At 49.8% G+C, this 20,327-nt stretch carries 14 protein-coding genes and 3 tRNA genes; 8 read left to right on the top strand and 9 right to left on the bottom strand.

The genetic code is table 11. The annotated features are described in order from the left end of the window. Window positions 1-8: 8 nt before the first annotated feature. Together tkt and JMM79_03280 are read left to right on the top strand one after the other, a co-directional pair. Window positions 9-2,015, top strand: coding sequence for a transketolase (gene tkt / locus JMM79_03285; GenBank protein ID QQY08244.1), 2,007 nt, complete (start codon window positions 9-11; stop codon window positions 2,013-2,015). 183 nt (window positions 2,016-2,198) lie between these two features. Further along, window positions 2,199-3,473 (top strand): DNA recombination protein RmuC, encoded by a 1,275-nt coding sequence (locus tag JMM79_03280; protein QQY08243.1) that lies wholly within the window; start codon window positions 2,199-2,201, stop codon window positions 3,471-3,473. 361 nt (window positions 3,474-3,834) lie between these two features. Here JMM79_03280 and JMM79_03275 read toward each other — a convergent pair. Further along, window positions 3,835-3,908, bottom strand: a tRNA-Asp gene (locus JMM79_03275). A 267-nt stretch (window positions 3,909-4,175) separates the two neighbouring features. On the opposite strand from JMM79_03275, the gene JMM79_03270 reads away from it, so the two are divergent. The 3 genes from JMM79_03270 to JMM79_03260 all read left to right on the top strand — a co-directional run bounded on the left by JMM79_03270 (window position 4,176) and on the right by JMM79_03260 (window position 6,606). Beyond that, window positions 4,176-5,681, top strand: coding sequence for a menaquinone biosynthesis decarboxylase (locus JMM79_03270; GenBank protein ID QQY08242.1), 1,506 nt, complete (start codon window positions 4,176-4,178; stop codon window positions 5,679-5,681). A 106-nt stretch (window positions 5,682-5,787) separates the two neighbouring features. Continuing rightward, window positions 5,788-5,872: transfer RNA gene (locus tag JMM79_03265), tRNA-Leu, on the top strand. A 395-nt stretch (window positions 5,873-6,267) separates the two neighbouring features. Further along, entirely contained in the window at window positions 6,268-6,606 is a 339-nt protein-coding gene (locus tag JMM79_03260; GenBank protein QQY08241.1) for a P-II family nitrogen regulator, read from the top strand. A gap of 7 nt (window positions 6,607-6,613) precedes the next feature. On the opposite strand, the gene gatB is transcribed toward JMM79_03260, so the two are convergent. The 5 genes from gatB to JMM79_03235 form a co-directional block, all read right to left on the bottom strand. After that, a complete protein-coding gene (gene gatB / locus JMM79_03255) occupies window positions 6,614-8,071 on the bottom strand; it encodes an Asp-tRNA(Asn)/Glu-tRNA(Gln) amidotransferase subunit GatB (GenBank protein QQY08240.1) in 1,458 nt (485 codons plus the stop codon). A gap of 318 nt (window positions 8,072-8,389) precedes the next feature. Next, window positions 8,390-9,520 (bottom strand): chorismate synthase, encoded by a 1,131-nt coding sequence (aroC, locus tag JMM79_03250; GenBank protein QQY08239.1) that lies wholly within the window; start codon window positions 9,518-9,520, stop codon window positions 8,390-8,392. 145 nt (window positions 9,521-9,665) lie between these two features. Further along, window positions 9,666-11,378, bottom strand: coding sequence for an arginine--tRNA ligase (argS, locus tag JMM79_03245; GenBank protein ID QQY08238.1), 1,713 nt, complete (start codon window positions 11,376-11,378; stop codon window positions 9,666-9,668). A gap of 38 nt (window positions 11,379-11,416) precedes the next feature. Continuing rightward, window positions 11,417-11,875 carry a PTS sugar transporter subunit IIA gene (locus JMM79_03240; GenBank protein ID QQY08237.1) on the bottom strand — a complete coding sequence of 153 codons (459 nt, stop codon included), beginning with the start codon at window positions 11,873-11,875 and terminating at the stop codon, window positions 11,417-11,419. 684 nt (window positions 11,876-12,559) lie between these two features. Then, window positions 12,560-12,633: transfer RNA gene (locus JMM79_03235), tRNA-Met, on the bottom strand. A 128-nt stretch (window positions 12,634-12,761) separates the two neighbouring features. Here JMM79_03235 and JMM79_03230 point away from each other — a divergent pair. Then, complete coding sequence (locus tag JMM79_03230) at window positions 12,762-13,706, top strand: TerC/Alx family metal homeostasis membrane protein (GenBank protein ID QQY08236.1); 945 nt, start codon at window positions 12,762-12,764, stop codon at window positions 13,704-13,706. 364 nt (window positions 13,707-14,070) lie between these two features. Here JMM79_03230 and ispE read toward each other — a convergent pair whose 3' ends face one another. Next, the gene (ispE, locus tag JMM79_03225) at window positions 14,071-14,937 is read right to left on the bottom strand and encodes a 4-(cytidine 5'-diphospho)-2-C-methyl-D-erythritol kinase (GenBank protein ID QQY08235.1); all 867 of its coding nucleotides are present in this window, start codon (window positions 14,935-14,937) and stop codon (window positions 14,071-14,073) included. Window positions 14,938-14,945: 8 nt separating this feature from the next. Here ispE and pyrF point away from each other — a divergent pair, with 8 nt between their 5' ends. Both pyrF and JMM79_03215 read left to right on the top strand, forming a co-directional pair. Beyond that, a complete protein-coding gene (gene pyrF, locus JMM79_03220; protein QQY08234.1) occupies window positions 14,946-15,677 on the top strand; it encodes an orotidine-5'-phosphate decarboxylase in 732 nt (243 codons plus the stop codon). Between the two features lie 335 nt (window positions 15,678-16,012). Continuing rightward, the gene (locus tag JMM79_03215) at window positions 16,013-17,116 is read left to right on the top strand and encodes a DegT/DnrJ/EryC1/StrS family aminotransferase (GenBank protein QQY08233.1); all 1,104 of its coding nucleotides are present in this window, start codon (window positions 16,013-16,015) and stop codon (window positions 17,114-17,116) included. 271 nt (window positions 17,117-17,387) lie between these two features. Here the strand turns inward: JMM79_03215 and JMM79_03210 are convergent, their stop codons facing one another. After that, a complete protein-coding gene (locus JMM79_03210; protein QQY08232.1) occupies window positions 17,388-18,815 on the bottom strand; it encodes an adenosylhomocysteinase in 1,428 nt (475 codons plus the stop codon). Window positions 18,816-18,848: 33 nt separating this feature from the next. Then, window positions 18,849-20,015: a methionine adenosyltransferase gene (locus JMM79_03205; protein ID QQY08231.1), complete on the bottom strand. Its 1,167-nt coding sequence runs from the start codon at window positions 20,013-20,015 to the stop codon at window positions 18,849-18,851. Window positions 20,016-20,327 lie beyond the last annotated feature (312 nt).

The raw sequence follows: 20,327 nt of genomic DNA, 5'->3' as shown, positions 1-20,327 counted from the left end.
TTTTTTCTATGCTCTCCGACCTGCAATCTCTTGAAATAGCAGCTAGAGACGCCCGCGGCTTAGCTATTGATGCAGTGGTCACTTGTCGGTCTGGCCACCTTGGACTGCCTCTTGGCGCTGCAGAAATGGGGGCGGTGCTTTTTGGACGTGCGCTCTCTATCTATCCAGAGGAACCAAAATGGATTAACCGTGATAGGTTCATTCTCTCCGCTGGACACGGAAGCATGTTCCTCTATAGTTGGTTGCACCTATGTGGGTACTCTGTTACCCTGGAAGACCTGAGAAAATTCCGCTCCCTACATAGTCTTACGCCGGGACATCCTGAATTCCGTGCTACTCCAGGTGTAGAAGCCACGACAGGCCCGCTAGGGCAGGGGGTAGCCAATGCACTCGGATACGCTATTTCGGCAAAAATGGCTGAGGCACGTTTTAACACATGCCAACACTGCATCTTTGATCACCATATCATCGTTTTGGCAGGAGACGGCTGTCTTCAAGAGGGCGTTACACAGGAGTCTTCTGCGCTAGCTGGTCACCTAGGCCTTGATAATTTAATTCTCATCTATGATTCTAACGATGTTACCTTGGACTCTCTAGCATCCGTCACTCAAAGTGAGGATACAGAAACCCGTTATCGTGCTTTGGGATGGGAAGTCTACAGGACCAATGGCCACAATTTGCAGGAATTTTTTTCCGCTTTCGAGAAAGCGAAGACGGCTAGTTCGGGAAAGCCTCAGCTGATTATTGCCAAAACGTTAATCGGAAAGGGAATACCAGAGGTAAGCGGTACTTCTAAAGCTCACGGAGAAAGCGGAGCGCAGTTTAGCAGGGAAGCCAGAAGAAGGCTTGGGTTACCGGAGGAGACTTTTTACGTTTCCATGGAAACTCGGGCGTATTTTGCTTGGCACAAGGAAAGACTGCGACGTAGCTACGAAGAATGGATGGAAACCTACAAAGCTTGGAGGAATACCAACCGTAGTTTAGCTACTCTTCTAGACAGCGGGGTAAAGACGGTCCCCAGTGATCTACTGGCAGGCGTTCCGGCCTTTGGCTCCGACGCTATCCTGGCCACTCGTAAGGCTGGCTCTAAAGTTCTCCAGTCGATCGCGAGGGAACTCCCACTGCTCGTTAGTGGTAGCGCCGATCTACACGGCTCTACGCTGAACTACATACAAGGCGGGGGGAACTTTACCCGTAAGAACCGATTAGGGCGCAACCTCTACTTTGGTATCCGCGAGCATGCCATGTGTGGTGCTCTCAACGGAATTGCCTACGATGGGATTTTTCGTGCCAGTGGGGCTACATTTTTAGTGTTTAGTGATTACGGAAGGCCCGCCATCCGCCTCGCCGCAATATCGCGGGTTCCGGTGGTGTACCTCTTCACTCACGATTCTGTCGGAGTTGGTGAGGACGGTCCAACACATCAACCTGTGGAGACACTTGCGGCTCTCCGGTGCATTCCCAATCTAGACGTCATTCGCCCTGCCGACCCAGAGGAAACTGCGGGGGCTTTTGCGGCAGCTTTTTCCAGAGGAGACGGCCCCACTCTTTTGGCACTGTCTCGCCAAAGTGTCCCCAACCTTCACAGTATCTCTATTCGAGACCGCAGAGACGGCCCCTTGCTTGGTGGATATGTTGCAAGGAAGGAGACGACACCTCTCGACCTTATCCTACTCGCATCTGGAAGTGAGCTCCAGCTGGCATTGCAGGCAGCAGCACAATTGGGCGAAGGGACAAGGGTGGTCTCTATGCCATGCTTTGAGCGGTTTGAACGCCAGTCGCCCGACTACCAGGAGGCAGTGCTGCCTAAATCGGTCCGTCGGAGGATTTCTATCGAAGCTGGTGTTGCAGACCCTTGGTTCAGGCATATTGGATTAGATGGAAGAGCAATCTCTGTTAAGCAGTTTGGGCTAAGTGCTCCCGGCGCTGTAGTGCTTCAAGAGCTAGGAATCACAGCAGAGGCGATAATAGGGGCAGCGCAGTCACTGACATCTGCTGTATTGAATATGCGTTAACCTGGGGAGTTTCTTTGACCCTGTATAACTGTTGTAATGTAACTCCAGATTGGAGTGGGATTGGTTAGTGAATGCAATGGGAGAACGAGGGAGAGAGCACGTACGGTAACGGTAACTTAGCAAACTAGGTTCTTCAAGGGGGGGCTAGGCGCTACGCAGCGGCGCGTAGGACCGATTTTTTCTATGACTTGGGCACTTTCTCTCATTATTCTTGTTCTTCTTCTAGTGAGCAGTGTGGCATTCTGTACGTGGTCCGTTTGCAAAGCGCACTTCTTGGGAGAAGCTCACAGGTTGGACATAGAACTTGCCCAATTGCGCAAAGCGCTAGAGTGTGAGCGCAATACCGCCACGGAAGGTGCCTCCCTCCTAGAGGATGCTCGTAAAATGCTATCAGATGAATTTAAAGCACTTTCTCGACAAGCACTGGTGGAGAATAACAGGTCATTCTTGGAGATTGCTGATCGGGACTTGGCTGAGCACCATAGGCGTATTGAGGAATCCGTGAAGCCTATGCGCGAAACGCTGGACAAATTCCAAGCTGAGGTCCATAGCGTTGAGAAGCAACGTGTCGGTGCTTACGAAAAGCTGGTCGAGCAGCTGCGTAGTTTAGGGGAAGGTCAGCTCCGCCTTCAGGGAGAGACTTCTAATCTAGTTCGAGCCCTGCGTGAACCCCAGGCCCGTGGTCAATGGGGGGAGATGCAGCTGCGTCGCGTCGTTGAATTGGCAGGCATGCTCGATAAATGCGACTTTACTGAGCAGAAAAATGTTCAAACCGAAGAGAAACAGTTTCGGCCGGATTTAATAGTTCATCTTCCTGGGAATCGACAGGTAGTAGTGGACTCTAAAGTGCCTTTGGCAGCATATCTAGACTCCTTGAATTTACAAGAGGGAGAAGCTCGGCAAGCGGCCCTACGTCGACATGCAAACCAATTAAAGACGCATATCCAACAGCTTGCGCGCAAGGCATACTGGCAGCAGTTTGAGCACACGCCGGAATTCGTCGTACTTTTCCTGCCCATGGAGGCCGTCTTCGGAGCTGCTTTGCAAGTTTATCCAGAGCTCATTGAGGAAGCAGCAAGGGGATGCGTTATTTTGACTACTCCCACTACTCTCATTGCTCTGCTACGGGCAGTGTATTATAGCTGGCAGCAGGAGAAAACTGCGGACAATGCCCGTTCTATCGGTGAGTTAGGCCGTGAACTCTATAACCGCTTGACGGTCTTTGCTTCACACATGGATAAGGTAGCCACAGGACTTTCCTCAGCGGTTCGTTCTTTTAACGAAGCTTCCCGTAGCTTGGAAAGCCGTGTATTGGTGAGTGCACGTAAATTTCGTACTTTAGGAGTTGTAAGTGGTGACAAAACTGTTGGTTCGCCAAAGCAGATTGAAGATATGCCTTGTTTAGCGGTTCCGGGAGCCACACCAGTAGCAGGGAGGGATCTTGAGGAAAAAGGATGAGAAATGGAATTGATATGCAACGCCCACTTTACCTACCGCGGTTCCCCATCGCATGGTACCCAGGGTTAGAAGCCGGAGTCGACTTAGAACTTAGAAAGGGATGAGCCCGTCAGGAGGCAAGGCCTCACGGAGGTTAAGTTCTACTGGACAAGGAAGGATAGCGGTTTTCTCTCCCGCCAAGAGAGTGGGGGGGGTCTTGTCAGAAAGAACACCAGGGTAACCAGAGCCCCTGACGGCCCTCTACAAGGGCCCCATCCTCTTTCTTTACAAAAGTAAAAGTGCTACCACCTTCCCTACAACAGTCGGGCCCATCGGAATTCCAAGGAAGGGATTGGCACCCCAAAAGCTAAGGGCCGACACACGGAGCCTACGGGGCTCGAACCCGCAACCTCTGCCGTGACAGGGCAGCGCTCTTACCAGTTGAGCTAAGGCTCCCTCAACTCTTGGGCAGGCTAAGCCTGCCGTGCTGCGGATAGCAAGTTTTTTTGCCTCCGGCATCAAGTGTGTGGCAGGAAGGCATGTGCATAAAGGGGTTTTTATCAATCTAGTAGACAAAAACCCTCGTGGAAGAAGTTCCACTAAATTTTTCACTTTCTAGAGCAGGGCCTAAGTCCAGTAACCTGGATAGAGAGAAATTCAGATGGGTGCCATCTAGAGAAAATTCCCCTTCCTTCAAGCTTACAGGGGCGGTACAACTGTCACGTGTCAAACGGGTCGTACACATCTTTTTCTGGATTCTTGCAGACTCTGGAGGCTGCTGGTGAGCTTAAGCGCATTGTAACACCAGTGGATACCAATCTACAAATCACTGAACTAGCAGACAGGGAAATGAAAGCTCCGGAAGGGGGGAAAGCTCTGCTATTTGACCAGCCTCTCATTGATGGGAAGCCGTCCGCCTTTCCGCTGGCAATTAATACAATGGGTTCATACCGACGCGTAGCTCTAGCATTGGGGAGGAGTTCCATAGAGGAATTAGTTGAACAGATACGTTCCCTCCTTAAAGTTAAGCCAATAAATGGATTACGCGAGGCCATTGCAGCACTACTGCATCGAGGATGCAGCTTAATCCGCGGCCGCCCTAAACGTGTTTCCAAAGGCCCCTGCAAAGAGGTTATTTATCGCTTCGATGGCTCCACGGATACGCAAGCACTACCTTTCTCACTTGGATCATTACCAATCTTAAAGTGCTGGCCTCAGGATGGAGGCCGATTCATTACCCTTCCAACGGTGTATACGAGGGATCCAAACAGCGGGGAAAGAAACATAGGTGTATATCGAATGCAGGTATATGATGGCCTCACGACCGGTATGCATTGGCAAGTACACAAGGTTGCAGCTCGCCATGGAGAAGGCCATCTTGCAAGAAAGACACGTATGCCAGTAGCTGTGGCACTAGGTGGAGATCCTGCTCTTACTTTTGCAGCAACTGCACCTCTGCCGGATGGCTTGGATGAGTTACTCCTCGCCGGATTGATTCGAAGGCATCCTGTAGATCTCGTGAGATGTGAAACAATGGACATTGATGTGCCAGCTCATTCTGACTTCATTTTGGAAGGCTACGTAGAACCAGGAGAGCTACGTCCAGAAGGTCCCTTTGGGGATCACACTGGGTTTTACACCCCAGTGGATGACTATCCTGTTTTTCATCTACAAGCGATTACACACCGGAAAGAGGCAGTGTATCCGACAACTATCGTTGGAATGCCTCCTATGGAAGATTTCTATATGGGCACCGCCATTCTGCGTATTTTTTTACCAATTCTCCAGATGAACTTTCCTGAGATCAGGGATATTGCCCTTCCCGCAGAGGGTGTGTTTCACAACCTCCTCTTCGTGAGCATCCGCAAGCGATATGCCTGGCAGGCATATAAGATTATGCATGGTCTGTGGGGGATGGGGCAAATGATGTTCAGCAAGTACGTTGTAGTTGTCGATGAGGATTGTGATGTCCACAATACGAGCGAGGTACTCTTTCGCCTCTGTGCCAACACAGATCCTCAAAGGGATACAAGCGTCGTCAAAAATCCAAGTGATGCTCTGGATCACGCACCGATAGCTGCTACGCTGGGGACACATATGGGATTTGATGCAACACGCAAATTTCCTACTGAAGGATATACACGCAGATGGCCAGATCCTATTTGTATGTCCCCAGAAATTCGAACCTGGGCAGACAAATTCATGGAAGCACCATGCAAAGCAGTGTGACTTGGTCAGACTTGGTCAAGTCAATGGTAAAAACTCTACGGTGGTCACAAAGTTCTTGTATGAGCACGCAACGCGTGTGTGCTACAATCCGGGCTCGGTGCTTTAGGCCGGTGTGGCGGAATTGGCAGACGCGCTAGACTCAAAATCTGGTATCTTTAAGAGATGTGTGGGTTCAAGTCCCTCCGCCGGCAAGCCAAGCACAAACAGGCCATTCCGACTCATGCCAAACGTGTCTCAGAAGAACCACTTAAAGGAGAGGGGCGGGGAGGGTTCTTTCTAGTCTGGCCGACATAGACGACGTGGTGACATCAAGTCTGCTGATTTTTTGCGACCATGTTCTTTTACGGGTTGTGTAGGTTCTAAAACCGTGTTTTTGGTATTTTGGTGCCGTCGGCCCCGGATTAGGAGGTTCTACGGTGGAGTGGAGTGTGTAGAGTGTGTATCGTTGTAATCTGCGGTTATCCAGACGGATTAGGAGGGCGCTGCATCCGAAATGGGGGCCTGGATGCATGCCTCACCCCTCCTGGAATTGTTTACTCGCGGGGATTGGGGCCCTCCGGCCCTCCATCCGGGAAGCTGGCTAATTATGAAAAAGATCGAGGCTATTATCAAGCCCTTCAAGTTGGAAGAAGTAAAGGATGCGTTATCCAGCCTAGGGATTGAGGGAATGACGATTACGGAGGTAAAAGGATTTGGGCGTCAGAAGGGTAGCGCGGAGGGTTATGGGAGAACCGAGTGCACAGTAGAATTTTTACCAAAAATCAAAGTTGAAGTAGTTTTGTCTGACTCTGCATTAGAATCTGCTGTGTATGCTGTGGTAAAAGCTGCCCAGACAGGAAAAATCGGGGATGGTAAAATATTCGTCTCTCCTATTGAGGAGGTCGTCCGAATCCGGACAGAAGAAGTAGGAGAGGGAGCTCTCTAATTGCTATTCAAGAGAGCTTACGGACAAGGACTTCCCCAACAAGGCTTGGGTTGGCTTTGCCTTTGGAAAGCCGCATTACGCGCCCTTTAAGGAAGTTAAGGGCGGCAGTTTTTCCGGAGCGGAAATCGGCTACTGGGTTCGGATTTTGAGCAATTATCTCCTCACATAGTGTCCCAATGACAACGGTGTCACTAACCTGCCGGAGCCCTCTCTCCCTAACGATGGTGTTGGGAGATTTGCCTGATTCGAACATTTCTATGAACACTTCCTTTGCCTGTTGGCCATTGATGGCTCCTGCTTCAACTAAGTCAACTAGTTCAGCAAGTGATGAGGGCGGAAATTTGCAATCAGACACTTTTAGTGATTCCTCGGAAAGAGCACTAAGGAAGTCATTGAGCATCCAATTAGCAACAACCTTAGGCTTTGTAGCTGTTCTTGCCGCTTCCTCGAAGAATCGAGAAAGTGCAGGGTTGCTTGCAAGTACCCCAGCATCATAGGAGCCGAGGTTGTATTGCTTTACAAGGCGAGAACGCTTGGCTTCCGGCAGTTCAGGCAGTTGGTGAAGGGCTTGCTCAATTAACTGAGTCGTCCGGACAGGCATTAAGTCCGGATCTGGGAAATAGCAGTAGTCATGTGCCTGCTCCTTGGCGCGCATAAGCTGAGTTTCTCCTAACGCATCATTCCACCTCCGCGTTTCTTGCTGTAAGGTACCGCCGGCAGCTAAAACTCCTATCTGTCTCCGAATTTCGAAGGTCAGAGCACGGCGCACTCCACTGATAGAGTTGAGATTCTTGATTTCCACCTTAGTCCCCAACGCACCAAAATTTTTGGGACGCAAGGAGACGTTAATATCGCAACGTAACTGGCCCTTTTCCATATCTGCGCTACTTACATCTCCATAGAGAAGAATTTGCCTAAGAGCCGTGAGGCAAGCAAAAGCCTCCTCGGGAGAGGCAATATCTGGCTCGGAGACGATTTCTAGCAAAGGAGTTCCGGACCGGTTAAAGTCTATCCCAGTAGACGCCTCCAGATGAAAGCTCCTAGCCACGTCTTCCTCAAGGTGGATGCGGGAAAGTCGGATACGTTTGTTAGGAGTAGAAACGAATTTTTGTACATCCTTGGGGTACGCTTGCTCGTAAAGAGGAATAGTACCTCCACGACAGAAGGGTTGTGTATATTGGGAAATTTGGTAGTTCTTGGACGTGTCTGGATAGAAGTAATTCTTTCGGTCGAACTTGCAGACGGGAGCAATTGTACATCCAAACATGAGACCGGTAAGCACAGTCATCCGGAGGGCTTCCTCGTTCATTACGGGGAGAGCGCCTGGTAAGCCAAGACACACGGCGCAAAGGTTAGTGTTTGGCTCAGCTCCGAAGCTTACCGGGCAGGAGCAGAACATCTTTGAGTGCGTCTTGAGCTGGACATGGACCTCAAGTCCGATCGTAGCAATGTACGGAAAAGACATACGAAGCCACACTATGAGGCAGCCCATATCCTAAGTAGAAGAGAATTTTTATCGAAGGGCTTTTTTGGGGGCTTTTCCTCACACAAGGGTACCCCCTGAGGGAGGCTCCCGGCATCCATTCTCGCTTCTTGCTTGTGTGCCACTCTGTATGTGTGACCTCTTTGTACCCTCCGTGACCATTCCAACCCGCCTTGCTTTGTTCTCCCCGCCAATTTTTGCCCGGCTGATGTTATGTTGGGTGGGACTCCACTAGAAGGAAAAGCGGGCCACAGAAAACCCGCTCTCCATTTGGAATGGAGATAGTGTAACCCATCCCACTTAGTCAGAGGAAGGCCGGTTTACGTCTGACGCTCTTTCGCACGCATGCAAGATGCTCTGTGCCTTCTGACGCATAAGATGGTCGCAGAGTACCAATGCCGTCATTGCCTCCACTAAAGGGACGGCCCGTGGAAGAACACATGGATCATGGCGACCATGTACGACTAAGCGTACACTCTCTCCGGCGATAGACACGGTACTCTGCTCACGCGCAATAGTGGCAGTAGGTTTAAAGGCAACACGAAAAAAAATTGGCTCTCCATTGGAGATACCCCCCTGCACCCCACCAGAGCGGTTAGTAAGGGTACGTATTGTTTCTCCCTCCATCCGAAAGGGATCGTTATGGCATGATCCCTTAAGCCGGGTCCCCGCAAATCCGGACCCAATTTCAAATCCCTTGGTAGCCGGCAAACTAAGCATAGCCTTGGCTAGGTCGGCTTCCAGTTTGTCGAAAACTGGTTCTCCTAACCCTTGTGGAGTCCCACGGACAACGCACTCAAGGACACCACCCACAGAATCCCCCTCCAGACGGACCTCACGGATCCGCGCCTCCATGGCGGAGGAAACTGCCATATCCGGACAGCGAACTATACTTTTCTCTATGGATTCTCGCTGGATAGAACTTGTATCTACCTTGGCCTGAATGTCGTGAAGGGATACTACATAAGCTAGAGCCTCCCAATTAGGATACAGCGCTTGAAGGACCTTCTTCGCCACCGCTCCTGCTGCTACTCGGCCGATAGTCTCCCTTGCAGAGGCACGTCCACCCCCCTGCCAGTTACGGATACCATATTTTGCCTGGTAGGTATAATCAGCATGAGAAGGACGATAAACAGTTTCTATCCCACAGTATGCCTCGGGACGTGCATCCGTATTCGGCACTAAAATGGAAATAGGCGTACCCAACGTTTCCCCACGAAAAACACCGGAGAGAATGGAACATTTATCCTCTTCCTTGCGGGGGGTTACGATGTCACTCTGGCCAGGACGCCTACGGTCCAGTTCTGTCTGGATATCCCCTTCAACAAGCGGAAGACGGGGGGGGCAGCCATCAATGACCACTCCCACACCTCCTCCGTGGGACTCACCCCAAGTGCTAACTCGAAACGCCTCTCCAAACCAACTGCCCATCCAGGCAGTGTATACAGACTTCCGCCATGGAAGGACTATAATTTTCTCCTATTTTTTTGTGGACAAGATCTAGTTGAAGGAACACACGTTCCATGCAAAAGAAGTTGTGTCCCCCTAGTGAATCGCCACTGCTCTTACACCGCCGTCACATTCTTTTCGGGGAATTGATTCCCAGCAAGGATAGCCCCTTATCAAGTATCCGCTCAGAAAGTTGGCAGAGAATCAGGCGAGATTGGCGGAGTTTCTCTTCTACATTTAGCACAGGGCAAGCTTCGTAGAAGCTGTGGAAGGCATTTGCAAGCCCAAAGAGGTAATTTGCTAAAAGATTAGGCCGAAAGTCTTCTAGCACTCTCGGGACTGTTTCTCCAAATTGAAGAAGCCTGAGAGCAAGGACGCGCTCTTCAGGGACATGGAGGTGAAAAGTAGAAGGTTCTGGTAAGGTGCCTTGCAATTTTCTGAAAATCGACCGGATGCGCACGTAGGCATTCTGGAGATACGGCGCAGTATTACCCTGAAAAGAGAGCATTCTCTCCCAGGAGAAGACATAGTCAGTAAGGCGATTTTGGGAAAGTTCGGCGTACTTCACTGCACCGATACCAATCGTGCGCGCCACTTCCATCTTCTCTTCAGTAGAAAGTGAGGGATTTTTCTGCCCTACGACCTGGATAGCTCTGGTAATAGCCTCCTGGAGGAGGTCGGCCAGCGGAACATTGTCGCCAGCCCGGGTTTTCATCATCTTACGATCTTTTCCAAGGATACTGCCAAAAGCAATGTGAGTTAGTTCAGCCTGAATGCCCAATTGGCGCGCTATCTCAAAAACCTGTTGAAAATGAAGAGATTGCGGAGCACCCGCCACATACCAAATAGCATCTGGATTCCAAGTACCGACTCGGTATTCTAGTGTAGCAAGGTCTGTAGTAGCATATAGGAACCCCCCATCGCTTTTTCTAACCATACATGGCTTATCTGTGAGCTTGGGAGTTCCTGGGAAGAAGACACAGACGGCCCCTCGACTTGACTGAGCTATACCTGCAGCTAGTAAACGCTCTACCAGAGGAGAGAGTGCATGGTTATAGAAACTTTCCCCCAACCGGTGGTCAAAATGAATATCGAGGGTCTTGTAGACATCCTCAAACTCTTTCCATGAAAGCTCGACAATTTTGCTCCAGATGGAAAGACTTTCAGGGCTACCCTGCTGCAGTAGAACTAACTCTTCGCGTACTCTGCCAGAAACACTTGGATCTTCCTCCTCTAGACGATTAACCTTCCGATAGAGACGTACTAGCTCAGCTATAGGTCTGCGATTCAGGTAATCCGCATCCAGGAAGTGCTTCCAGCCATAGATCACCTTGCCGAATTGAGTACCCCAGTCCCCAACATGGTTATCTGTAATGACCTTATGCCCAATAAATTGAGCAATGCGAGCAAGAGCATCGCCCAGGACCGTAGCGCGAATGTGTCCGACATGCATGGGTTTAGCCACGTTCGGGGAACTAAAATCGATCACGATCCGCCTGGGAGAGAGCGCATAAGGGACGCCAAGGCGGGGATCACGGGAGAGCCGCATTAGATGTCGAACAAGATGGCTATCTAGGATGCGAAAATTCAGAAATCCTGCTCCGGCGATTTTCGGCTGGAGGCTAAGGCTAGAAACATCCATGTGGGAGAGGATTTGCGCAGCAACTGTTTTTGGGTCCTCCCGGAGGGATTTAGCCAACACCATGGCAGTGTTTGACTGGTAATCCCCGAAATGAGTCGCTGTGGCTGGGGAAATTTCGATGGAATCTACCGGGAGTCCAAGCTCTGTAAGAGCTTCACCAAGCCGAGCCATCAGCTCCTCACGTAAGGAGAGATTCATGGAAATAGGGCAAATGGTACAGGGTACAGCAAACAGAATTACATACGATTTGTAAACACGCCTAAAATTTGTTGTACGTCCCTAGCCTTAGCTAGACCGTCTCGCACAGTTTTGTCATTCAGAAACTTAGCAATGGCCGCAAGGGTGCGAAGATGGATTTGGAACTGGCTGCTTGGCACGATGAAAAGGACAATGAAGTATACTGGAGCATTGTCCAAAGCATCAAAAGAGATGCCCTTGGAGGACCTTCCGAAGCCAGCAACCACACTAGAGACACATTCCGACGAGGCGTGGGGAATGGCTATACCATAACCAATACCGGTACTCATTGTTTCTTCTCTTTGCCGCAAAGCTTGCAGGATGTTTTGCTTATCTTTTTTTTCAATCTTTCCCTGCTGGACCAACAGGGATGCTAACTCCGTAATAGCCTCCCACCGCTTAGTGGACTTCATCTCCAGGATGATCTGCTGGGCAGATAAAAGGTTAGCTAACATCATTTACTCGGAAACGTCTGCAGGTTGTCGATGGCCTTGATTACAGGCACAAGCTGCCCCGCAGTCAGCACAGACTCGAGGCTACAGCCAATCGGAAACTTCCAAGAAGACATCCAATCCAATTTCGACGCGACCCAACCAAAACGACGTATTCCCAAGACAGGAACAACACCATGCTCTAACCTTCTTGCAATAATGGGCAGAAGGCAATAAAGAAACTGAGTCAAGAGAAACTTAGTTACAGGAGCAAACTTAGTATGGGAGAACGCCCATACGTTGCTGGAATAACGTACAGTCTGGTCGCTTTTATTCTATTGGGGGTAGGGACACGCACAACTTGCCTGAGATGACACCCGGTTCCCCCTACAAATTGATTAGGCGGGAGGACATGCCCCCCTTTGGTCGGACATGTCCCGCTTGGCAGGTGGAAGTAGGGGTGGAGTTTATGCACACATCACCTCCCCGCGAAGGGCCTGCAGGTACCCTTCCCTGTAACACTTTCCAAACCACGGACGTTCCTCGGAAACATTCCATGGAAAAAACACGGTGCGCACCACCAGGTTTCCTCCTTACCAGCTCTTTTACCAGCGGTCACCCAGACTATCCCTCTATCCCCACCCACTGAGAAGAGCCCCTACAGGGAGGTGGGGACCAAGTCGGGGAAACGGAAAAGGAGGACGGGAACACTTGCGGGGGGAGGATTTGAACCTCCGACCTTCAGGTTATGAGCCTGACGAGCTACCAGACTGCTCCACCCCGCGATTCGACTTACTGAGGCCAGGGTAGATCAGCAACCCAGTACCTACAAGGGGAATTTTGTGAGTCATCCGAACTGACCCTCAGGAATTGACTGGAAAGTAGTGGTAGAACCTACACAATAAAGTACGCTATGGTGGCTTGGTATTGGTGGATAGTCTTTGGGGGGTTTGTCACAATCCTGTTCGCCTTGGATCTAGGGGCACTCCGATGTAAAGGTGCTGTCGGTTTCCATTCAGCTTTGTTTGCTATAGCGCTCCGTGTGGGACTGGCTGCAATCTTCAATGCAGGAATTTATATGGGATGGGTTGGCGGGTATGAGACGCTAAAATTACAGCAATCTGCTGGGCTAGAATTTTTGACTGCTTATCTTGTAGAGATAGTCCTGAGCCTAGACAATATGTTTGTATTTGCCCTCATTTTTCGCCATTTCCAGGTGGAGGGCGCCGCGCAGCGCCGCGTCCTACTCTGGGGGGTGCTTGGAGCGCTGGGAATGCGGGCCGTGCTTATCCTCGCTGGCCTCCAGGTTCTACATTTCTTTCAATGGGCTACTTACCTTTTTGGAGGGGTATTGATAGTAGCAGGAGTGCGTATGCTTTCACAGCCAAGCAAACGTTCCTTTGCTTTTTTGGTAGAAAGGTGGGTAAGAAAATGCCTTCCGATCTCAAAAGACTTCCATGATAGCTCTTTTTTCATCTACGGGAATGGTGCAATCCTGGCGACTCCCTTATTTGTCATATTGTTGATTGTCGAAGCAACGGATCTAGTCTTTGCAATTGACTCCATTCCCGCCACGCTAGGGGTGACTTGTGACGCATTTGTCCTTCTGACGTCGAATGCCTTCGCGATTTTGGGGCTACGGGCAATGTATTTTGCTTTGGCAGATTGTGTAGACCGGTTTCGCTTCTTGCACCTGGGGCTTGCTGCCACCTTAGTGTTCATTGGGCTAAAGATGATACTTGGTCACACGGCACTGTGCGTAGGTGTGGTGCAATCCCTCGCTGTAATTCTTGCTCTTTTGTCAGGTTCCGTTTTGGCCTCCCTCGTTTTGGCAGCCCCTAAGAAAGGTGCCAGATAGGCCTGCGGAGAAAAAGCGGCTGCGTTGCCCAAAACATCCTTTTCTTTATTTGGTGGTAACTTACCTGAGAAGAGCTCGAAACGACGTTCCTGCCAAAAGGCAATCACACAATATTCTTAGTAATAATTCGCGAGCGTAGAATTAGACTGAGCTCAGAATGAGACAGGCACGATGTCTCTAGCTTTTCGTAAATATGCGCCAGATTAAAGAATGTGGCTAAACCTCTTTTGGCATGTGAAGATGGCAGACAGAAAGGGCGAAGGATTACCGGGCGGAGCCCCGGGTTCCAGGGCTTACGATCGCGCGCAGGTTTTTGTTGCTTTCTTGCGAGGAAGGCTGAGGAAACAGAGCATATTTCCACCTTCTAAGATTTGGGTAGCCGGACTTTGCAAGTGTGCATCCAAAGATCATTCCCAAGCTCTGAGGTAGCTGCAGCCTCTAGTTGACGCGAGGAAGCCCCTTGTCGTAGGATCGCGAAGAGCGTTGGACCTGAGCCAGACATTAAAGCGGACTCTGTCTCTGGTCGACTCAGCAGCCATTGCTTAATAAGGCCCAGGAGGGGGAATTTTTCAAAAACTGGTATCTCTAGATCGTTGTAGAGTTCACCCCATGGAGAAGGTTGTGGGTAATAGGGGAGGTCTGGCATCTTTCTCGCGTTGGCCCAACGCCGATAGGCCCACTGAGTTTCCACTGGAAATGGGGGTTTTATTAGCACCGCTAAACGGTCTTCGGAGTAACGGAATTTTGCTGCCTCCAAAATTTCTCCCCGTCCGTGACACCAAGCCATCCTCCACCCTAAAAAAAAGAAGGGAACATCCGAGCCAATGCTCGCGGCAATGGAATGAAGAATCCCTAACCCCAATGGGTGCTTGTGTAGCGCATCAAGGGCAAGCAGCACAAAGGCTGCATCACTACTACCTCCGCCTAATCCGGCGGCTATTGGAATGCGTTTTTCCAGAGTAATACGGGCGCCAAGACCGGAACCGACTGCCTCTAGATAGAATTTAGCAGCAATAAAGGCTAGGTTGGTGCTGTCAGATGGAACGATGGGGTCGTTGCATTCCAAAAGAATCCCCTGACTTGAAGTTAGTTCTATGTGGAGGACATCCCTCAATGTTAGGAGGGTAACCAGCGTTCTAATCTCATGGTATCTATCAGGTCTTTGTCCAACAATCTTTAGGAAGAGATTGACCTTAGCCGGAGGGTACAGTTCCATTCTTCTCGATTTCATACAAAAAGATGCATAGTCTGACGAAGACAAAAATCGCCGTGGCGCTGGATGTGCACACGCTACATGACGCTATTCGAATCGTAGAAATGCTTCGATCCGAGGCTGATGCCTTCAAGGTAGGTTTGCAACTCTTCATGCGTGAAGGACCAGAAGCGGTACAGAGATTGAAAGCTATAGGGGTACGGGTCTTTTTGGATTTAAAGTTTCACGATATTCCTAACACAGTGGCTCAAGCCGTAGCATTCGCATGCGCTCTTGGAGCAGACCTAATAACTGTCCATCTTTGTGGTGGGGCCGACATGCTAGCAGCAGCTGCCCAAAGTGTGGAGGGAACCTCGACTCTTTTAGTAGGAGTAAGCGTCCTCACAAGTTGCGACGCGAATACTCTTACTATTACTGGGATCTCTTCAACTATAGAAGAACAAGTAATCCGGCTTGCCAGTCTCGCTGTAAGATATCTGAGGGGAGGTGTGGTTGCAAGTCCATTGGAAATCCTCCCCCTAAGGAACTTCTTCGGTAATTCTCTTCAAATTGTGACACCTGGAATTCGGCCAACTTGGGCCTCCGGAGAAGACGACCAAAGACGCCTTCTCACCCCCTTTCAGGCGGCCCAATTAGGGGCTGACTGGTTAGTCATCGGGCGACCAATCATTACCGCGCTATCGCCTCTTGAGGCACTACTTAGGATCAAGAGAGAAATAATGATGGTAGGCTTTGCTTCAAGGGAAGGAGAGCGCTAGGGTATCAGTGCCTTTCCGCAGTGTGCTCAAGCGTCCTCTTCCTCCCGAGAGAGACACACCAGGCCATTAATAAGCCATTTTCGGTGAGGCTAAGTCAAATTGCCAGGAGCAGTATTTATCCTTTTTGACAGGATAGGCGTTTGGGGACCACTCCCTAGTTAATGCTGACTGGTTAACTAGGACCAGTCAACTATTAGTGGCAACAATGTACCAGCCTAAAACACCAGAGTTCCTTGCCACTCGCGCCTAATAAGGTAGGATGAGCAAAACGTTCATAAATGAAACAATCTTTTACTCGTTGAGCCCCTTTTTCTTAAGCGTTGACACGAGAATTTATGAAAATCGCTCGTTTGAACCTTCCCCTGCAGATTGCCTCTATACGCCGGGAACTCGAGAGGGCGATGAGCAAAACTATAGAACGCTGCAGCTTTTGCCTAGGGCCCGATGTCGTAGATTTCGAACAGCAATTTTCCAGATTCTGCAACGTACGGTATGCCATAGCGGTCAACAGTGGAACCTCCGCCTTACATCTTGCTCTTCGTCTTCTCTGTATAGAACCTGGGGATGAGATTATTACCACACCGTATACCTTTGCAGCCACTAGTTGGGCCATTTCCTACATGGGCGCAAGACCAGTATATGTGGATATCGAAGATCCCACTTTTAACATCGATGCTGCACAAGTGGAAAAGGCCATCACCTCGAGGACTAAGGCTATTCTTCCAGTACATCTTTATGGTCTGCCCTGTGACCTATCTCACCTTCTAAAAGTTGCTGGTGCCCATTCACTACCTTTGGTAGAAGACGCAGCCCAAGCACATGGGGGCATGTACCATGGAAGCAGAGTGGGCTCATTTGGCATCCTATCCTGCTTTAGTTTCCATCCTGCGAAGAATCTTGGGGCTTTTGGGGAAGGAGGAGCTCTTCTCACCAATAACGCAGCCCTCGCGGCTCGTGCTCGAGCGCTTCGGGAGCATGGGACAAGACGACGTTACTATTATGATGAAATTGGTTACAACTATCGGATGGAAGGACTTCAAGCTGCAGTGCTTTGTGTTAAGCTGAAGTGTCTGCTGGCCTGGACTGAAGCTAGGCGCCGGATCGCGGAGCTATACTCCCAAATGTTGGCGGACGTACCGCTGCGTCTTCCCATTGAGCCACGAGGCTACAGGAGCGCATGGCACCTGTACACCATACGACATCCCAAACGCGACCAACTCAAGAAATTTCTGTTGCAGCGGGGAATAGAGTGTTCCGTGCATTATCCACGGCCACTGCATCTGCAGCAATGTTACACTTCCCTTGGATACCGAGCTGGTGATTTCCCAGCAGCTGAACGTGCCTCGGCTGAGTGTCTCAGCCTTCCGATCTATCCTGAGCTAACGAGAGAGCAAGTCGAGTTCGTCTGCGCCCAAATTCGGCATTTCTTCCTGGGATAATTGGAATTCGCAAAACCTAGCCACCGTCCCAGCCATTTCTCTTCTTTCATTGTGCATTTTTGTTGGGCTAGCTCCAAAATGACTCCTGCTGAAATTCTCTTCTCACATTGGTTACAAATAAAAAATAGGAGAGGACCGACCTTCTCTTTGGAGAATTGACCCTGGGTAATCTCCATTCCCAAGCAAGCGCAAACCGAGAAAGATACCGTGGGGGTGAGAAATAAAGTGGATCAACGGGATATGGTGGAGAGCCATGTAGGTAGAGTTCAGCTTAATAAGGGTAGTGTTCGGGCTTATATGGTCCTCCTACAGGCACGCCGAGATAGTCCGCCTGAGCAGGTGTTAATTGTGTGAGCCGAACTCCAATTTTTCCCAGATGCAAACGAGCGACTTCTTCATCTAAATGCCTAGGCAGGCGATAAATTCCAGCCTTATACTGGTCGCGGTTTTCCCACAGATCAATCTGTGCAAGTGCCTGGTTCGTAAAGGAATTAGACATCACAAAGCTAGGATGTCCGGTAGCACATCCCAAATTGACTAAACGCCCTTCTGCCAGCAGGTAAATCTGGCGGCCTGGGAGTTCATAACAGTCTACCTGCGGTTTAATGTTTAACCTGGTTGCCCCAGGGTGTCGGTTTAAGCGGTCTACTTGAATCTCGTTATCAAAATGCCCAATATTACAGAGGATGGCCTGGTCCTTCATTTCAAGGATGTGTTCTAGAGTTATGACGTCGCGATTACCAGTAGCAGTCACATAAATATCAGCTCTTCCAAGCAATTCCTCTATACGAGCAACCTCAAACCCCTCCATTGCTGCTTGCAGGGCACTGATAGGATCAATCTCTGTGACAACTACGCGTGCACCAAACCTGTAGAGTGCATGTGCACACCCCTTACCTACAGGTCCATACCCGCAAACAACGACGACCTTTCCAGCAATCATCACATCAGTAGCACGCTTGATTCCGTCTGCTATGGACTCGCGGCAACCATACAAATTGTCAAATTTCGCCTTAGTGACAGAGTCATTAACATTGATGGCAGGTACCAAGAGTCTCCCTTGTTCCAACATCTTGTACAGGCGGCGGATGCCGGTAGTGGTTTCTTCAGCAACTCCACACCACTCCCTGACAATCTCATGCCAGCGGAGAGGAGTCTCTACACGGACTTGCTTCAGTAGACTTTTGATGATGACTTCCTCTGAAGTTATGGACGGAGCATGCACCCAATCGCTACCCTCTTCTAGTTCATATCCCCTATGTGCGAGAAGAGTAGCATCCCCACCATCATCTATAATGAGGTGAGGCCCCTTTCCCCCTGGGAAACAGAGGGATCGATAAGCACATTGCCAATATTCTTCCAGCGTCTCCCCCTTCCACGCAAAAACAGCCACTCCTGCCTTGGCAATGGCAGCTGCAGCGTGGTCCTGCGTGGAGAAAATATTGCTGCTTGCCCAACGTACAGAAGCACCTAGTCTGCAGAGGGTTTCGATAAGTACCGCTGTTTGGACGGTCATATGGACTAATCCAGTAATCCGCACATTTTTCAGGGGCTCTTTTCCACCCCACTTCTCTCGAAGCGCCATGAGTCCTGGCATCTCATGCTCGGCCATAGTAATTTCTTTGCGTCCCCAGTTGGCAAACGCAAGGTTTGCTACTTGATAGTCTACCCGATGGAAAATTAGGGTTTCAGCATTCATAGGACCCAAGTCCTTGTTGGTTCTTATTCTTGTTTATATAGCCTCTCGGAGATCGTCTACTTTGTCAGTCCTTTCCCAGGAAAATTCCCCGCTGACTTTACCAAAGTGCCCATAGTTAGTGGTTTTAGAATAGATAGGTCTAAGCAAATCTAGATGTTTAATAATCTCGGCTGGCCTAAACCCAAAAACAGCTTTTACAGCAGCTTCGATACGCGCCTCATCCACCTTCGATGTTCCAAAGGTATTTATGTGCAGACTCACCGGATCGGCACACCCAATAGCATAAGCAAGTTGAATCTCACACTGGTCTGCTATTCTAGCAGCCACTACGTTCTTTGCTACGTAGCGCCCCATATAGGCTGCAGAACGGTCTACTTTGGATGGATCTTTTCCAGAAAAGGCCCCTCCACCATGTCGTCCCATACCGCCGTAAGTATCCACAATAATTTTCCTCCCCGTGAGCCCCGCATCGCCTTGGGGCCCCCCTATCACGAAGCTTCCGGTAGGATTGATCAGAAAACGCGTCCTGCTGTTAAGCAGTTCTGGAGGCAGTACCCTCCAGACCACTTCCTCAATGACAAAGGACCTAATCTCTTTTTGAGAGATATTCGGGGTATGCTGTGTGGAAACCACTACGCTAGAGATGGCAGTGGGCTTATTCCCAGTATAAACGACGGAAACTTGACTTTTGGTATCAGGCCTCAACCAGCCGATTCCCCCCTGCTTACGTAGGCGAGTCAATTCACCGTCAAGACGGTGCGCAAACATAATAGGCGCTGGCATTAGTTCTGGAGTTTCGATGCAGGCATAACCAAACATCAAGCCCTGATCACCAGCACATTGTTCTTCAAACCTCCTTCCGCTAACCCTTCTGGTCACCCCTCTTGGGATCTCTTCACTTTGTTTTGTGATGGCATTGACAATGAATACCTTATCAGCGTGGAAAACATCCTCATCATCTGTGTATCCAATTTCCCGAATTGCCCTCCTGGCAACTTCATTGTAAGTCACCTCGGCCTGTGTTGTGATCTCACCCCCAATTACCAGCAGATTACTCTTTGCATAGATTTCACAGGCGACACGGCTCTCCTCATCTTGAACTAAACAAGCATCTAAAATGGCATCGGAAATTGTATCACACACCTTGTCGGGATGTCCCTCTCCTACAGACTCAGAGGAAAAGACGAATTGGCGAGGCATTGTTCCCGAAGAGGTAAATCTACAATGTAAAGACATGTCAACAACTTCATAAGCCTAATATGAGTTCCCTCCTTAAAGAGCTCAAAGTAAGCACTTACCAAGTCCATTTGTTCCAGAATCCTCCCTTCATTGCCAGAAGGAGGGACCTACTATGGTAGAATGATGGCATAATTTGCAGGAAATTCTTGGCAGCAGAGTAGTCCAGAATTGCAGCCAAACCTCGCGGTATTGCACAAAAGGTCTTGGTTGCTCAGCATCGAATCGGAATAAATTTCCTCTATTCCACCGTGCATAGCGAGAGCCATGGAAGCA

This window comes from Candidatus Xiphinematobacter sp. (genome assembly GCA_016766635.1).
Lineage (GTDB): Bacteria > Verrucomicrobiota > Verrucomicrobiia > Chthoniobacterales > Xiphinematobacteraceae > Xiphinematobacter.
Note: the sequence above shows the minus strand (reverse complement) of the source record. Positions and strands in the feature narration are given on the sequence as shown.